Source organism: Imperialibacter sp. (genome assembly GCF_040222385.1).
GTDB lineage: Bacteria > Bacteroidota > Bacteroidia > Cytophagales > Cyclobacteriaceae > Imperialibacter.
In genome coordinates, this window is sequence record NZ_JAVKDF010000049.1 from 106,995 (window position 1) to 124,143 (window position 17,149).

A 17,149-nucleotide genomic window follows, 5' to 3' on the forward strand; every position below is an offset into this window, starting at 1 on the left:
CCAGCCATTATGACCGAAACAGCCAACGCATCGAGAAGAAAATTCCTTCAGCAAATCGGGTACATCAGCGTGGGGTTTCCCTTGCTTACCTCTTGCATTACTGAGCCAGACCCCGTGATCGCCGCTAGGGTGGACTATGAAGGAGGGCTCCCCGGAAGTATGCAGCGGACGAAAAACGTCACCGCCTGGCTGCAGGTGTTGGAAGATGGTCGCATCAGGGTACTCTCGGGTAAAGTAGAGCTGGGCCAGGGTATCCGAACGGCCATTCGTCAGGTAGCCGCTGAAGAGCTGGACATGGAACTGGACATGGTGGAAGTGCATTTGGCAGAAACAGGATTGACTCCGGATGAAGGGTATACGGCCGGAAGCGGTTCCATCGCCAACAGTGCCATGTCGGTGAGGTATGCAGCCGCCACGGCAAGGCAAAAATTACTGAATCTGGCCAGTGCCAAATTCAATATAACAGAGGATGATCTTCTGCTACACAACGGAACCGTCAAAGCCAAGAAACTCAAAGAGTCGCTGACCTTTGCTGAGCTACTGGACGGGGCTCAGATCGATATGGAAGTCACCACCCCAGTTCGGATCAAGAGCAAAGCCGAGCACCGATACGTGGGCAAAGCCATTCCCCGCACCGACATAGAGAAAATGGTAAGGGGCGAGCAGGTATATGTGCAGGATTTACGCTTTCCAGGCATGGTGCATGCCCGGGTGGTGCGGCCATCTGGCTACAAGGCGCAATTGGTAAAAGTGGATGAGTCGGGCCTGGCCACAGCTGTACCCGGAGTGATCAAGACCGTGGTAAATGGCGGCTTTGTTGGCGTGATTGCCGAAAAGGAATACCAGGCAGTCAAAGCAGAGCGGTACCTGAGAGAACATGCCGAGTGGGAAGACAACACCTCGCTTCCTGAACAAAAGGAGTTGTACAACCATATCCGAAGCATTGCGGAGGCACCCAAAAACATCCGGAATGATGGGGACATAGATTCAGCATTCAAAAGCGCCCAAACAGTCAAAGCCACCTACCGCAAGCCCTATATCAAACATGCCTCCATGGGGCCTGCTTGTGCCGTGGCCATGTACGATGGCGATCTCTTGCACATCTGGTCGCATAGCCAGGGCATTTACCCGATGCGAAATGGCATAGCAGCGATGTTGGGCATGGAGGTAGATAACATCCATATCATTGGTATACCAGGGGCAGGATGCTATGGACACAGCACGGCAGATGATGCCTCGGCAGATGCGGCTCTGCTGGCATTGGCACTTCCCGGCAAGCATGTGCGGGTGCAGTGGTCAAGAACCGATGAACAAACCTGGGAGCCCTATGGCTCGGCGATGATCATGGAAGTGGAAGCAAGCTTAGATGCATCCGGCAATATCAGTGCCTGGAAATCCGATGTATGGACGGACAGTCATAGTTGCCGACCCAACGGGGATGCCGGCACGCTGTTGGACGCCCGGTACATCAACGATCCGGTTCAAATGAAATCCAGAGGCTATTTGGGAGGTGGCCACCGAAATGCCGATCCGTACTACAGTACCCCCAACATGCAGGTCAATGCCTTTTTCTTCGACGGCCCGTTGCGGGTGTCCTCTCTGAGAAGCTTGGGTGCTTATACTACCATCTTCTCTATCGAATCGTTCATGGATGAGCTGGCCGAAAAGGCAGCCAAAGATCCGCTTGACTTTCGGATAGCCCATTTGGAAGACGAGCGAGCCATCGCTGTCCTCCAAAAAATTAAGGAACTCACCTCCGGGATTACTGTAAGTGAAGATGAGGGAATAGGTTATGCTTTCAGTCGCTACAAAAACACTGCAGCCTATGCTGCTGTGGCTGCAAAAGTGAAGGTGGATAAAGCCACGGGCAAAGTGCAGGTAAAGAAAATGTGGGCTGCTGTAGATGTGGGCGAAGTGATCAACGTCGATGGCCTCACCAACCAGATTGAAGGCGGAATGATCCAGGCTGCCAGCTGGACGATCATGGAAGAAGTGACCTTTAATGAGAAAGAGATCACCAGCAAAGACTGGCGTTCCTACCCTATTTTCCGGTTCGGCGACATACCGGAAGTAGAAGTGGCTATCATCGACAGACCTGATGAGCCTGTTGAAGGTGGTGGCGAAGTATCGATGCCTCCCTCCGGTGCTGCCATTGCCAATGCGGTGTATCGAGCCAGTGGGGAAAGGGTGTATGATTTGCCGATTGGGGGAGTGAAAGTGTGAGAGCTGGATCCGAATGCTGGTGCCAGGGTGATTATTTTGTCAAATTATAATCGTTAATAAGAATTTGGGCGGAAAGGTTGAGCCGCTGCGCAAGGATTCTCACCATCTCAACGGTCAATTTCTTCTTTCTGTTAAGAATTTCGGACACCCTACTTTTCCCGCCAATGATGCCTACCAAATCTTTCTGCTTTAGCTGCATTTCTTCCATTCTGATCTTGATTGCTTCAATTGGATCGGGTGCCTCGATTGGATAATGCTTCTTTTCGTACTCGTCAACCAAGAGGCCAATGACATCGGCTTCATCACTCTCTGGTGTTCCAATTTTCGCATCAAAGATCTCATCAAGTCTTTCAAGCGCTTTTCTGTAATCCCGTTCCGTTTTGATAAGCTTTAATTCCATCATTCTTTTATTAAATGCTGTTAGCGTCAATTTTATCATATTCGGCATGTGTGCCAATGAAGCGAATAAATATCCATTGCTTCTCAAAATTGAATTTTGCCACTAAGCGATAAGAGTTTCCTTTGATATTGAACACAATTCGTTCGTTTTTTAGTACACTGGCATTTGCGTATGTGTTCTTTACATCGTTTGGGGTTTTCCAATCGCTGCTTTTGGCCGTGTCGTACCATGTTTTGAGGTATTGCTCGGAATCCGCATGTTTTTCCCAATATTCTCGTAGTGTGCTTTTAGCAAATATTCGATCCATCAACTTCGATCATACAGTAAAAGTAAACAATAAGTTCATTAATAGAGAACTTATTGATGCGTTTTAGTGACTGGAACAGTTATTCCATTTTGGGTTTCGCCTACATTCATAAATTAGAATTGGCCATCATCGACAGGCCGGAGGAATCGGTGGAAGGTGGTGGGGAGGTGTGAAGTATTGCGCCTCTGGTTGGTGACTATCTTTATCAAAAGCGGTAAACTGTGATATCTAATTTCTTCAACTAAGTCAATAACTAGCAAATTGCTAACTAGTTCCTTCATCATCTGACAAATGGAAATTGATTGGGGGAATAATTCGTACAACAACAGGCTTATTACGAAGCAGGCCAGGCTTCCATTTAGGAGATGATTTAACAACTCTAACTACTTCGCTATCGCAGCTATATCCAATCCCTTGTATTATTTCGACATTATCCACGGCACCATCGCTGGCGACGAGAAATTGAACAAATACCTTGCCTTCTACTCCAAGTCTTCTTGCTTCTTTTGGATACACAATATGAGAAGCAACATAGTTGTAAAAGCCTGAAAGTCCACCTTCGAATTCAGGATCGACATCAACTGCTGACATGACGGAATCCCCTTTGTAGAGCCCACCACCGGGCAACACCTGACCTCTCAGCCTGTCATCTGAATACGTTCCTTCATTATCACTATTCTTTTCACTCAGCTCAATACTCAATGATTTTTGGCAAAATATGGCAACCGCAATAAATGTCTTCATCTCATCGGATTTGGCCTCCTATTCCTGCACTATTTCCAACAATAATGAAGCTAGCAAACTAGGGCTGACATCCGGTACTTCTTTGGTTGCGTTGATAATATCAATCAAATCCCGTGACTCAGTTGTTCCAGCCAGGCAATCGAAAAAGGAGGAATTGATCACATAACCATTCTCATTTCGACTCCAGATACTTCTTACTTCTTCTTCATTTGCTGGGCTCTTTAGAAACTCATACACGTTTGACTCAATAAAGAATTCTGGTGGCAGAGATGATTCGCTCACTTCCTCCAAAAATTTTCGGTAATTGCCATCCCCGTATAGTGCCGCCACAATAGAACTAAATTGTGAGTTTATTCCCTCAATAAATTCCCTTTGGGGTGTTGTAAAGCAGCCATAACTACCATTTTGAGCGCATGAAGAACTCAAGATAAAGAAGACTAAGGTGTACAGGCTTTTTCGGGAGAGGTTTAATGAATTCAGCATAAAATTTTTGAGAAGCTTTCGAATATTTTGCAGCAAAATAAGAAGTTCAATAGTCTTTGATATGCTGGCTGCTGATTTATCGTTCTGAAAAAAGTCGATTTTGACTGCCACCTTGCGTAATATCTCACAAACTTGTGCTCCGTGTGGTAATTTGGAATCGAAGATGGGGTTGGAAAGCGCTAGGCCGTACTCCACCCTATCCAGTATTTGCACACGATCTGGTCCCTCGCAAAAAAAGGGAGGAGGGAAAGCCAGTCTGTCATTTTTTTCCACGTGCGGGCTCTTTATTGTAGATCACAGGCATCTTTCCCTTCCATCTTTGCCATGTTTCATCTTCAGTCAGAAGACTTGCCATAAAATGCCCAACATTCATTCGGCTTGTAGTACCGGCATTAAAAATGGGACTTCTGATAGGAGATGGATACACTTCGTACCCGGTCACCTCGTCCTGATCAATTAAACTGTCGGGGCGAACAGCTACCCATTCAATATATTGGTCGTGCTGCCCAATGTGTGTCCGCAGGAAATCTGCCGCTTCCTCATTGTCCAGATGCGGAGGGAGCAGTCGCCTCAATGCCCCTACGACCAATCTTTGACCCAATGACGCTGGCTCATTAAGGTCTCTGTTTCGGTTGCCGGTAGTATTCATCAACACAAATTTTACTCGCTTATCGGGTGCATTCTTCCTAATGGCACGACAAAGGATGGTGACGGCGTCGGTCACAAGTTTGCGTGGCTCGCCAAAGATGCCCTTCAATGTCAGATTATGCCCTAAACATGAAACAATACCCTGGCAGTCCTGAACATATTCCTCCAAACGCTCCTCAACTAAGTGAAGCAGGCTAGCTTGTACTACAGTCAGATTAAGATCGTTCTGCCATGACCCGGGTAAGCTTTCAGCCGAACGTACTATTACTATTACCTCATGCCCTTTGTTTAGCAGTTGTTTTACCAGCTGCTTTCCTGTGGCTCCACTTGCACCAACTACCAATATTCTCATTTTGATGATTCGTCGCCTTTAAAAAGATCCTTTGTGTTGAGCATCGACATTCACGGCTCTGCGCTTCGCCTTACAAACCAGTGCTCCTTGCGCTTTTCTACGCAGCGGCTAAGGAGTTGGCCTACATTTTCGCCCTACTCCACCGCATCCAGCACCAGCACCCAGTCCATGCCTTCTCCTTTGGAGGGCGGCATGAAGGCCATCTCGGATTGCTTTTCCATTTTCACGGCAGTGGTCATTTCACCGGTGCGGGGATTGAACCAGCTCACATTGAGTGACCCACCTTTCAGATTGGTAGTATTCAGGTTAAGTACTCTGCCAAAAGGGGTATAAACAAAAGCAAAAGTGCCTTTCGACGATCTGTTGGCGCTGATGTAGTAACCTTCCATGGGGTCGTTCTCTCCCAGCACCATCGACTGATCGGGAATGCGCTCCAGCATAGGCCTCGACTCGATCAGCTTGCGCACATAGCCCATTTGCCTGCCCCCGGTTAGCTCCAGCGACTCCCTCCAGGTGTGTTGTGGCGAGTTCACCGGCTCCCGGCCCTCATCATACATCTGCCACACTGCATGGCACCCATAGGTATGCCCTGCCGCACCGGCAAACACCTGCCAGTAAGCCAGCTTCCGCACGTTGTCGGCATTGGACACGCCGTGCTCTTTGAGGTTAAAGCAAAGGGGATGCTCTTCATAAAGAGGTTCTCCATCGAGTGTAGGCTTCGTGGGTGCCAGGTTATAGTCCCAGGTTATTTTTTCGTGGCGGTTGTTTTCATAGCAGTGGCCCGTTTGGTGCATGTTGAAGTCGAGCCACTGCGCCCGGTGAAACCAGGTAGACGAACCGCCGTTTTGGTGCGGCTGCGGATGGTAGGTCATCAGACCTTTGTCGTACCCTCCCACACCTTTTGCAACACCCTCCGCCATGGCATTCCACACGGCTACATCTGCTTCGTTTCTGGGGTTCCTATCGCCACCCAATATCCAGATGATGTTCCATTGGTCTTTGTACCGCTTGCCAATGTATTCGCCGTAAATGGCGGCATTCTTCTCGTTAAATATCTCGGGCCCTGTCCCCCAGTTATTCTTAAAAAGCTTGTCGCCCCAGGTTGGTAACAGTCCGATAAATAGTCCCATTTCAGCCGCTTTTTGGATCACCCAATCCACATCTTTGAAGTAAGCCTCGCTGGGCTTGGTGGGATCATTGTCAACCAACGGTTTGTTGCCTTGCGCATTCGGGGTATTCAGCCCGTCCATTTCAGCCAGCACTACTGCCTGTATCACCGTATAACCTTGCTCCTTCCTCTTCTGCAGGTAATACTCGGTGTCGTCGTGGTTGAGCCTGTGAAATAGCTCCCAGGCGGTATCACCCAGATAAAAGAAAGGGCTGCCGTCGGAGTAGACCAGAAAACGGTGGTTGTCGGATACTTTTAAAGGGAGTTGTTTTAGCTGACCGTAGGCCTGGATACTCAGGCTGAGGAAAAGAAGAATCAGAAGGCGCATAGGATATAAAGTTTGGGTTTGAATTTACAAATTCCTACCAACTATTGGCTACCCTGCGTCAAAACGCAAAACAATATGTTAAAACACCAGCATCGGCACGTTGGCATGATAGGCCATGTCCTCGGTATGACTTTTTCTGAAAAGGTCTTTTATAGTTGATCTTGTGCTCCTGCGCATCACCAGCAAACTTCCAGGGTTTTTGCCCAGGTAGTGCTCAATGCCTTCAAAGTAATCGTCGTAGTTACTTGAATAGTAGCTTACGTCGGCCTGAAAGATTTTCTCTTCAGCAAAGTCTTTCATGCCCCTCCATTTCAGATCAAAGTCCTTCGTCTCCTCTTCTTTGATATGAGCAATCACAATGCCCAACCCCAGCTTGCCCGCCAGGTCGTCCACACTTTCCAGCAGAGCAATATCTTTGTCTTTCAGGCTGGTGGCAAAGACGAGGTTCTTCAGCTTTCCAAAATCAGCCTTTGGAGGGATGACCAACACCGGTTTTACCGATTTATGGATGACATCGGCCGTCCGGCTCCCCAGGAAAAACCGTTTGAGTCCGCTGGCACCCATGGTAGGCATCAGCACCATGTCTGCAGAGTACTGCCTGGTGGCTCTCAGTATGCCCTCCGAAAGCTCACCTTCCAGGATATGCATATCGAGGTTCAGCTCGTCGGCAGACGTGCTGGTTTGATAAAGCTCCTCAACCAGGGCTTTTAGTTGGGCTCGGGCCTGTTTTTCCATGGCCTTTTTGTTTTCCTCCTGCCGGGATGCGAAGTCGTAAGGCACCTCAAGCGTATGGATGAGGTTCATATGCGCTTTCAATTTTTGCTGAAGTGAAAGGGCAAAATGCAACGCTGTTTTTGAGTTATCAGAAAAATCGAATGGTAAAAGCAGCTCCTTTATCATGATCAAAAAAATTAATGCGAAAAGTTAGATATTCCACACGCAATAAACATCTGTGGCCTGTCAATAATTCATTAATTTTCAACATCAGCACCGTCCGCATTGGTTTTGTCTTCTGGCAAGCCTAAATTTATCATATGTTCGAATCTGGCTCGCAAACAGTAGGAAGTACGAGCCGATGCGAAAAGAAATGAGTGTGGGACCATGAGCGAGAAAGAGATCAAAGAGCTGGTGAAGAAAGCCGTTGAAGATGGGCTGTCCATTCTCCGCTATCAGGAGGAGCGGGTAGAGCAGGAGGAGATTGCCGATCCGTTCTCTTTCTACGAACAGTTTCCGTTTTTGCAATGGTCAAAAAATGGCCTGCCCGACTTCAGCTATTCATCTGTTGCCAAAATCAAATACAGCAATCTTTTTCTGAGAGGCAATCGATACAATGATATCCAGTCGTGGAAAGTGCTACAGCAGGCCCTGCTCAGCAACAAAGACTATGTGGCCTTTTATGGCTTGACCGGTGACGAAGAAGTAGCCAGAAATTATCACACCTACTTTTTCATTGCAGACCTGATCGATCATTATGCACATATACATGGAAAGTTGGAACTCCATGAAAAAGCGTTTGAACTCATATTTCAGTCGTGGTACAGCGCCTGGTCAAAAAACGAGCTGAAAGTAGATGTGTGGGTGCCCATCCTGTTTCTTCACTTTCCCGTTGGCGAGGTAGAGCTGGGCCCGGGCCTACAGCTACAACAAATCGACGATGCACGTCAGCTAAGCAAGGCTTATTTTGGCAGGCATCTCAACTCCAAGCTACAGCAGGTATTTGCCTCAGCCACCCATGCGCTGGTATTTAACGATTGGGTGGTTGACAACACCTCGCTTGATGCCAGAAACGACTTCCTCAATGACCCCAATGCTTTCTCTGACATCCTTGACCACCTTGATTACCTCATGGGCTCACTGCGGATGGTAGCGGGAGAAGAAACTGGCTATGGGCAGCTATTGGTGTTCCCTGCGGGTTGGGTCGATCAATGGGCGGCCGACCTGGTTCCCTGCCTCCCGATAGAACAACACAACTTTCCAGCTTCTTTCCTCAACCAGAAATGGAAGCAGGCACCGCCCAAGATGAAAGAAAAAGACATCCAGGACATAGCGGACATTTACAAGTTACTTTCGAAAGGTGGACGAAAAAGCCTGGAAGTGGGTGTGCAGAAGCTGAACAGCATCTACCTCAATGATCAGGCACCCGAAAGCATGATTGACATCCTGACAGGCCTGGAGGCCCTGCTACTTGATGAAGTGCATGGCGATCCGGTCTACAAGCTTTCGATGCGACTGGGGTCTTTGTTGCAAATAGCTCCCTTCGCCAGAAAAGAAGGGGCAGACATCTTCAAAGTGGTAGAAGCACTGTACAAATACAAGCTGAACATTCTGAAAGGCGACAGCCACCTCAACGGCAAAGAGAAGAAGATCAGCTTTTACCCCAAAAAGAAAATTGAGCTCGTCAGCTTCGGCACCGACCTGCTTCGACACATCCTCCTCACCTTTTTCAAAAATCCTCAAATGCAGGAACCTGCTTATCTGGACAGGCAATTGATAAAGGGGGTATGATGAAACAAGTAAAAGATTGTTAAAATAATTTCCCAGACTACTTTAATTGTCATACTTACACTTATAAATAAAGATTCCATTATCTTCGGGTTGTATTCTGATTCTATCATTTACCTACTACAAACACTATGAGAGCTAAACTACTTTTTCTCAGCCTGCTATCTTTCCACCTTGTATCGGCCCAAAGCCCGAACATAGTGGTGCTCAACGCTGACCAGCCAGGCCCTGTAATCAGCAAGCACATCTATGGCCATTTTGCCGAACACCTCGGGCGCTGTATCTACGGCGGCTTTTACGTGGGCGAAAATGGTAGCCCTATCCCCAATACCAACGGCGTTCGCAACGATGTGGTAGCTGCCCTCAAAAACCTACAAATTCCTAACCTCCGTTGGCCAGGTGGCTGCTTTGCCGACACCTACCACTGGATGGATGGCATTGGCCCCAAGGACTTGCGTCCAACCATCGTTAACCGCTGGTGGGGTGGCGTTACTGAAGACAACAGCTTTGGTACGCACGACTTCTTAAACATGTGTGAATTATTGGAAACTGAACCCTATTTGTCGGGCAATGTGGGCAGCGGCACTGTGAAAGAGTTTGCTGACTGGATGCAATACGTGAACCACGACGGCGTGAGCCCTATGGCCAAGCTGAGAGAGGAAAATGGCCGCAAAACTCCATGGAATGTGAAATATTGGGGCGTGGGCAACGAAGCCTGGGGCTGCGGAGGCAACATGACAGCAGAGTACTATGCCAATGTGTATCGCCAGTTTGCCACTTACATGAGTGGCTGGTCCAATGAAGACGGTATCTGGAGAATAGCTTCCGGTGCCAGCGACGCCGACTACAATTGGACCGAAACCCTGATGAAAAACGTACCAAGCAACCTGGTTGATGCTGTAGCTCTTCACCATTATTCAGTGATTAACTGGAGCAAGAAAAGCTCGGCTACTGGTTTCACCGAAGAAGAATACTTTACCACCATGCAAAGGGCCACGCAAATGGAAGAGCTGATCCAGAAGCATGTGGCGATCATGGACAAGTATGATCCAGAAAACAAAATTGCCCTGGTGGTAGACGAGTGGGGTGGCTGGTACGATGTGGAGCCCGGCACCAACCCAGGCTTCCTTTTCCAGCAAAACACTATTCGTGATGCGATGATTGCCGGTGTCACGCTCAATATCTTCAACAACCACGCCGACCGGGTAAAAATGGCCAACCTGGCCCAAACCATCAACGTGCTGCAGGCAGTGATACTCACCGACGAAGAGAAGATGATCCTCACCCCGACCTACCACGTGATGGAAATGTACAAAGTACATCAGGATGCTACGTTGATTCCCGTGAGTGTAATCAGCGGTGACTATATGTCCGGCGACAAAAAGCTGGCGGCTGTTTATGCTTCTGCCTCTGTTGACAAAAATGGTGCGACTCACCTTTCTTTGGTAAACATTGACGCATCCAAAGAACAAGAAATTACTGTTAAAGTAGGTGGTTCTAAGAGTTATAAGTCTGTTGGAGGAAGAATACTTACCTCTGCCAAACTGCAGGATTATAACAGCTTTGAAAAACCAGAAGCCATTAAACCTGTCAACTTCAGCGGTGCGAAACTTTCAAACGGCACATTGACCGTGAAGTTGCCTGCGCACTCGGTAGTGATGCTGGAACTGAAGTAGTACATGGCAAAGTGACAATTAATTGATTGTATATTACCAGACTTTCTGACTAACCGCCCTAAAATAATGAGCACCGACGCTCCTTTGGTTATTGGTATTGACTACGGCACCGACTCTGTCAGGGCCTTGCTTATGAACGCCCGCAATGGAAATGAAATCGCTACCTCGGTCTTTCATTACCCACGCTGGAAAAAGGGTCTCTATTGCAATCCTTCGAAGAATCAATTCCGCCAGCATCCGCTGGACTACATGGAAGGGCTGGAAGCGACCGTGAAAGACTGCCTGAAGCAAGTCGGGGTTGGCGTAGCAGCACAGGTAAAGGGAATTGCCATAGACACGACCGGGTCGTCGCCAGTAGCTGTTGATGCCTCAGGAACTCCCCTTGCCTTACTGCCGGGATTTGAAGAAAACCCCCATGCCATGTTTGTGCTTTGGAAGGATCACACGGCCACAGGCGAAGCGGCTGAGATCAATGCCCATGCCTTGAATTACAGCACCAACTATCTTCAATACGTTGGCGGCATCTACTCCTCCGAATGGTTTTGGGCGAAACTGCTGCGTACGCTACGTATCGACGAAAAAGTACGTTCAGCCTGCTTCTCCTGGGTGGAGCACTGCGACTGGATTCCCTTTCTTCTGACTGGTGGCACCGACGTGCACCAAATGAAGCGGGGGGTGTGCTCGGCCGGGCACAAAGCGCTTTGGGCCAGAGAGTTTGGCGGCTTACCCCCGGAAGAGTTCTTTGCTGAACTAGACCCACTCCTGTCTGGATTCAGGGACAGACTTTTTACCGATACTTACACTTCCGACAAAGCCGCTGGAAAGCTTTCGGCTGAATGGGCAAACAAGCTGGGCCTTTCCACGGACGTGCTTGTAGCCGTAGGCGCTTTCGACGCTCACATGGGCGCTGTGGGTGGCGAAATAGAGCCCTACTACCTCAGCAAGGTGATGGGCACTTCTACCTGCGACATGCTGGTGGCTCCCAAAACGCAAATGGATGGCAAACTGGTGGCAGGCATCTGCGGGCAAGTGGATGGATCAATCATTCCGGGTATGTATGGATTGGAAGCAGGGCAATCGGCCTTTGGCGATACCTACGCCTGGTTCCGGGACCTGCTAAGCTGGCCCCTAGAAAACCTGCTCGGTCAGTCAAAGCTTATCGATAAGGCGACTGCTGATCAGTTGAAAGAAGAAATGGAAGGGCAAATAATCGAAAGCCTGAGCCGGGAAGCAGCCATATTGCCGCTGCATTCAACAGACGAAATAGCCATCGATTGGCTGAATGGCCGACGGACGCCGGATGCTAATCAGTTGCTGAAGGCTGGGATAACGGGGCTTAATCTGGCATCGGACGCTCCCCGCATTTTCAAGAGCCTGGTGGAGGCTACCTGCTTTGGAGCGAAAGTCATTGTAGATCGGTTTGTGGCGCAAGGTGTGCCGGTAAAGGGCTTAATAGGATTGGGCGGTGTGGCCAAAAAATCACCTTATATCATGCAAACCATGGCTGATGTGATGGGTATGCCTATTAAAATTCATAAATCGGAGCAAACCTGTGCCAGAGGGGCCGCCATGTTTGCCGCTACGGCGGCAGGGCTTTACCCGATGGTAGAAGAAGCCATGGAAGCCATGGGCCAGGGATTTGATGCCGAATATCATCCTGACAGTAAAAAACATGCCGTCCATTTGCAACGCTACGAGAAGTTCAAAGCATTGGGCCACTTCATAGAAACAAAATTGACGGCAACAAACGCATGAGCAAGTACGACCACATAAGAAACGAAGCCTACGAGGCCAATATGCAGCTTCCCAAATTGGGACTGGTGTTGTTTACCTTCGGCAATGTGAGTGCGGCCGATCGTTCACTGGGGGTGTTTGCTATCAAACCCAGTGGCGTACCCTACGAGCAGCTCAGCCCGGAGAAGATGGTGATAGTAGATTTTGACGGAAAAACCGTTGATGGCTCCCTCCGCCCCTCTTCCGACACGCTGACACACGCCGTTCTCTACAAGCATTGGGAGAAGATCGGCGGCATTACCCACACGCACTCTACTTACGCCACTTCGTGGGCGCAGTCACAGCGTGATATTCCGATTTTTGGCACTACCCATGCCGACCACAACACAGTTGATGTCCCGTGTGCACCGCCCATGAGCGATGAGATGATCCGGGGAGACTATGAATACCAAACTGGCTTTCAAATCCTCAATTGTTTCAAAGAGAAGAAATTGGATTACGAAGAAGTAGAAATGGTGCTGGTGGGCAACCACGCTCCTTTTACCTGGGGAAAAGATGCCGCAAAAGCGGTATATAACAGTGCCGTACTCGAATCGGTTGCCCAAATGGCACTACTGACCGAGCAAATCAACCCCAAAGCGCCTCGCTTAAAAGACGCACTGATCAAAAAGCATTTTGAGAGAAAACACGGCCCCAACTCCTATTACGGACAATAAGAAACCAATTGATGATTAACCTGAAAACATTCGAAGCATGGTTCGTTACCGGCAGTCAACACCTGTACGGTGAAGAAACCCTCAAAACAGTGGCCGCCCACTCCAAAGAAATCGCAGGAGCACTGGACGCCGCTAATGGTATGCCTGTCCGTATTGTGTACAAATCGGTAGCCACTACACCGGAAGAGATTTATAAAGTATGTAAGGAAGCCAATGAAGCCGACAATTGCGTGGCCGTGGTGGCCTGGATGCACACCTTCTCTCCTGCCAAAATGTGGATCAACGGTCTGAAAGCGCTGAAGAAGCCCATGCTGCATCTGCATACCCAGTTCAACAGGGACATTCCATGGTCTACCATCGATATGGACTTCATGAACCTTAATCAGAGCGCTCATGGCGACCGTGAATTTGGGTTCATCATGAGCCGCATGCGCCTGAACCGTAAGGTAGTGGTAGGCCACTGGCAAGACCCTAAAGTGGTGAAGCAGCTGGGCGACTGGCTGCGGGTAGCCTGTGGTTGGCACGACTGGCAGGGCTCCAAATTCGCCCGCATTGGCGACAATATGCGCCAGGTAGCGGTCACCGAAGGAGATAAGGTGGAAGCCGAAATCAAGTTCGGCTACTCCGTCAATGGCTACGGCGTGGGTGATGTGGTGGCTGTGATCAATCAGGTGTTGGATAGCGAAATTGACAAACTGTGTGCTGACTATGACCAGCAATACGTGCTGACGGCAGGTTTGAAAAAGGGAGGTGCCGGGCACAACTCACTAAGAGAAGCTGCCAGAATAGAAATTGGTCTGCGCCAGTTTCTGGAAGCCGGCTCTTTCAAAGGCTTTACGGATACCTTCGAAGACCTGCATGGACTGGTGCAGCTTCCCGGTATTGCGGCACAACGACTGATGGCCGATGACTACGGTTTTGGTGCCGAGGGCGATTGGAAAACGGCTGCTCTGGTGCGTGCCATGAAGGTGATGGGCAGCGGGTTGACCGGCGGAAACTCCTTTATGGAGGACTATACTTACCACTTCGATCCGTCCAATCCGCTGGTGCTTGGTTCTCATATGCTTGAGATCTGCCCGTCGATTGCAGATGGCAAGCCTTCGTGCGAAGTACACCCGCTGGGCATAGGCGGCAAAGCCGACCCGGTTCGCCTGGTGTTCAACTCGGCAGGTGGTCAAGCACTGAATGCGTCCATGGTTGACATGGGCAACCGTTTCAGATTACTGGTGAACGAAGTGGAAGCAGTGGCTCCAAAAGAGGCGCTACCAAAACTACCGGTCGCAAGGGTGTTGTGGAAGCCCCTCCCCGATATGAATACGGCTTGCGCTGCATGGATTTATGCCGGAGGTGCTCACCATACCTGCTACAGTCAGAACCTAAGCTCTGAACAATTGAGCGATTTTGCGGATATAGCGGGGATAGAATTTGCCCTGATCGATAAAGACACAAACCTCAGGCAATTCCGAAATGAGTTGCGCTGGAATGAACAGAGTTTTTAATAGATTTTACATTTGAATATTCATTATACTTAAACCTTTACCTACTTGCTTATGAATAGTTTTGCCACACTGGACTGGGTAGTCATCATCGGCTACTTTTTAGTGATCGCCGGCCTCGCCATCTGGGTGATTTTACAAAAACAGAACAATACCGAAGACTACTTCCTGGCAGGCCGGAATATTGGCTGGTTCATCGTGGGTGCTTCCATATTTGCCTCCAATATAGGCTCAGAGCACGTGGTGGGTCTGGCAGGCGCTGGCGCAGGTGGCAAAATGCCCATGCTCATCTATGAGCTGCATGCCTGGTTGGTGATTACCATGGGTTGGGTCTTCCTGCCGTTTTACATCCGAAGTGGGGTCTTCACCATGCCAGAGTTTCTGGAGCGGCGCTTTAACTCCAGCACCCGCTGGTTTCTCAGCGTCTTCTCACTTTTGGCCTACGTGCTCACCAAAGTGTCGGTAACCGTTTATGCCGGCGGCATCGTTATCTCTTCTATTCTGCAAATCGACTTTTGGTTTGGTGCTTTGGCTACCGTCATCCTTACGGGCATTTATACTATTTTGGGTGGTATGAAGGCTGTTGTGTATACAGAGGCACTACAGACCATTGTGCTAATCGTTGGGGCAGGTACACTCACCTTCATCGGACTCGACGCCGTTGGGGGATGGAGTGGCATGCGTGAGTCACTGGAGCCGGGCTACCTTAACATGTGGCGCCCACCGTCTGACCCGGATTTCCCATGGCCTAGTTTGGTCATTGCCAGCACAATTGTTGGCATCTGGTACTGGTGTACTGATCAGTACATCGTGCAGAGGGTTTTGGCAGCTAAAAATATCAAAGAAGGACGTAGAGGAACAATCTTCGGCGGTCTGCTGAAGTTGCTTCCCGTTTTCCTTTTCCTTATTCCGGGCGTGGTGGCTTTGGCACTGAAAAACAGAGGCGAGCTTTCGTGGGACACACCCGACCAGGCTTTTGCAGCCCTGCTAATGAACAGAATGCCGACCGGTCTGAAAGGACTTGTCGCAGCTGGACTGCTGGCAGCGCTCATGAGCTCACTGGCATCAGTTTTCAACTCTTGTTCCACGCTTTTCACCGTTGATATTTATAAGAAATTAAGACCGGAAGCTTCCGAGAAAAAACTGCTGAGAACCGGCCGTATCGCCACGGGTTTTGTGGTTCTGCTTGGCATTGTGTGGATTCCCATTATGCAAAATATCTCGGGTGTACTGTATGAATACCTGCAATCGGTGCAGTCGTACATAGCGCCACCTATCGCCGCTGTGTTCCTGTTGGGCATTTCTTACAAGCGCATCAACAGCCGGGGAGCCATGACCACACTGGTAGTAGGCCTGGGCGTGGTATTTTTGCGGCTTGGCCTGGAGCTAGGCAGAGACTCGCTGGATCCGGGCAGCCTGCTGCATACTTTTGGAACAATGAACTTCCTGACATTCTCCTCCTGGTTTTTTCTGTTTTCAATCCTGTTGTGTATTGGAGCCAGCTTGCTGAGCCCGGCTCCATCGGAGGCACAACTTCAGGGGCTGACCTTCTCTACGTTATCGGAAGAGCAGAAAACAGCCAACCGTGCCAGCTATAATGTTTGGGATATTGTTTTTTCTCTTCTTGTAATAGCTATTGTAGCGTTTGTAATGATTAGCTTCGCTGAATAGTTTGAGAACAGTTGAAGCGCATTAGATATAGCACCGAAGACCGGATTCATGTTGCCGTAGATTGTATTATTTTTGGCTTCGATGGACTGGAGTTAAAAGCCCTCTTGATCCACAGGAAGATGGATCCGGGTCTCGGAGTCTGGTCACTGATGGGTGGCTTTGTCAAAATTGATGAAAGTCTGGACGAGGCAGCCGTAAGGATTCTGCACTCTCTTACCGGACTTGATAATATTTACATGGAGCAGCTCCACAGTTACGGAGCAGTGCACAGGGATATAGGCGGCAGAGTGATTTCTGTCGCCTATTTTGCTCTCATCAATATTGAAGACTATGAGGAGCAAGTGCTTGATGAACATGATGCCCGCTGGGTGCCTCTCAACAAATTGCCCGACCTGATTTTTGACCATAGCCAAATGGTGCAGGATGCCCACGAGCGTCTGCGGCAAAAAGTAGCTAACCACCCGATTGGTTTTGCTTTGCTACCAGAGAAATTCACGCTGCCACAACTCCTGAGCCTCTACGAAGCGATTTATGATGCGCCCATTGACAAGCGCAACTTCAGCAGGAAGATGCTTTCACTGGGTATACTGAAAAAACTGAACGAAAAGGAAAAAAGCAGCTCCAGAAGGGGTGCCTTCTTTTTTGTGTTCGATCAGGAGAAATATGAGAAGCTGTCTAAAGAGGGTGTTAGCTTTATCTGA

The 17,149-nt window shown here is 49.1% G+C and carries 15 protein-coding genes; 8 read left to right on the forward strand and 7 right to left on the reverse strand.

The window, feature by feature from the left end:
• Positions 1-9: 9 nt before the first annotated feature.
• Positions 10-2,223, forward strand: coding sequence for a xanthine dehydrogenase family protein molybdopterin-binding subunit (locus tag RIG68_RS23880; protein WP_350128352.1), 2,214 nt, complete (start codon positions 10-12; stop codon positions 2,221-2,223).
• A 31-nt stretch (positions 2,224-2,254) separates the two neighbouring features.
• On the opposite strand, the gene RIG68_RS23885 is transcribed toward RIG68_RS23880, so the two are convergent.
• The 7 genes from RIG68_RS23885 to RIG68_RS23915 form a co-directional block, all read right to left on the reverse strand.
• On the reverse strand, positions 2,255-2,623 hold the full coding sequence (locus RIG68_RS23885; protein ID WP_350128771.1) for a helix-turn-helix domain-containing protein: 369 nt from the start codon (positions 2,621-2,623) through the stop codon (positions 2,255-2,257).
• 10 nt (positions 2,624-2,633) lie between these two features.
• A complete protein-coding gene (locus tag RIG68_RS23890) occupies positions 2,634-2,930 on the reverse strand; it encodes a type II toxin-antitoxin system HigB family toxin (protein WP_350128355.1) in 297 nt (98 codons plus the stop codon).
• Positions 2,931-3,194: 264 nt separating this feature from the next.
• On the reverse strand, positions 3,195-3,674 hold the full coding sequence (locus RIG68_RS23895; protein ID WP_350128358.1) for an energy transducer TonB: 480 nt from the start codon (positions 3,672-3,674) through the stop codon (positions 3,195-3,197).
• Between the two features lie 18 nt (positions 3,675-3,692).
• Entirely contained in the window at positions 3,693-4,430 is a 738-nt protein-coding gene (locus RIG68_RS23900; RefSeq protein ID WP_350128361.1) for a hypothetical protein, read from the reverse strand.
• A complete protein-coding gene (locus RIG68_RS23905) occupies positions 4,417-5,157 on the reverse strand; it encodes an NAD(P)-dependent oxidoreductase (RefSeq protein ID WP_350128364.1) in 741 nt (246 codons plus the stop codon). Before RIG68_RS23905 ends, RIG68_RS23900 begins: the two co-directional genes overlap by 14 nt.
• Positions 5,158-5,291: 134 nt before the next feature.
• Positions 5,292-6,653 carry a glycoside hydrolase family 140 protein gene (locus RIG68_RS23910; protein ID WP_350128366.1) on the reverse strand — a complete coding sequence of 454 codons (1,362 nt, stop codon included), beginning with the start codon at positions 6,651-6,653 and terminating at the stop codon, positions 5,292-5,294.
• Between the two features lie 78 nt (positions 6,654-6,731).
• Positions 6,732-7,553: a universal stress protein gene (locus RIG68_RS23915; RefSeq protein ID WP_350128369.1), complete on the reverse strand. Its 822-nt coding sequence runs from the start codon at positions 7,551-7,553 to the stop codon at positions 6,732-6,734.
• Positions 7,554-7,754: 201 nt separating this feature from the next.
• Between RIG68_RS23915 and RIG68_RS23920 the strand changes: the two genes are divergently transcribed.
• The 7 genes from RIG68_RS23920 (at position 7,755) to RIG68_RS23950 (ending at position 17,149) form a co-directional block, all read left to right on the forward strand.
• The gene (locus RIG68_RS23920) at positions 7,755-9,158 is read left to right on the forward strand and encodes a hypothetical protein (protein ID WP_350128372.1); all 1,404 of its coding nucleotides are present in this window, start codon (positions 7,755-7,757) and stop codon (positions 9,156-9,158) included.
• A gap of 128 nt (positions 9,159-9,286) precedes the next feature.
• A complete protein-coding gene (locus RIG68_RS23925) occupies positions 9,287-10,831 on the forward strand; it encodes an alpha-N-arabinofuranosidase (RefSeq protein WP_350128375.1) in 1,545 nt (514 codons plus the stop codon).
• A 66-nt stretch (positions 10,832-10,897) separates the two neighbouring features.
• The gene (locus RIG68_RS23930; protein ID WP_350128378.1) at positions 10,898-12,586 is read left to right on the forward strand and encodes a ribulokinase; all 1,689 of its coding nucleotides are present in this window, start codon (positions 10,898-10,900) and stop codon (positions 12,584-12,586) included.
• Positions 12,583-13,281 (forward strand): L-ribulose-5-phosphate 4-epimerase, encoded by a 699-nt coding sequence (locus RIG68_RS23935; RefSeq protein ID WP_350128381.1) that lies wholly within the window; start codon positions 12,583-12,585, stop codon positions 13,279-13,281. The genes RIG68_RS23930 and RIG68_RS23935 overlap by 4 nt, the downstream gene beginning before the upstream one ends.
• Before the next feature lie 11 nt (positions 13,282-13,292).
• Positions 13,293-14,780, forward strand: a complete 1,488-nt coding sequence (gene araA / locus RIG68_RS23940) for an L-arabinose isomerase (RefSeq protein ID WP_350128384.1) — start codon at positions 13,293-13,295, stop codon at positions 14,778-14,780.
• Positions 14,781-14,831: 51 nt separating this feature from the next.
• Positions 14,832-16,448: a sodium:solute symporter gene (locus RIG68_RS23945; protein ID WP_350128387.1), complete on the forward strand. Its 1,617-nt coding sequence runs from the start codon at positions 14,832-14,834 to the stop codon at positions 16,446-16,448.
• A gap of 11 nt (positions 16,449-16,459) precedes the next feature.
• Complete coding sequence (locus RIG68_RS23950) at positions 16,460-17,149, forward strand: NUDIX hydrolase (protein ID WP_350128390.1); 690 nt, start codon at positions 16,460-16,462, stop codon at positions 17,147-17,149.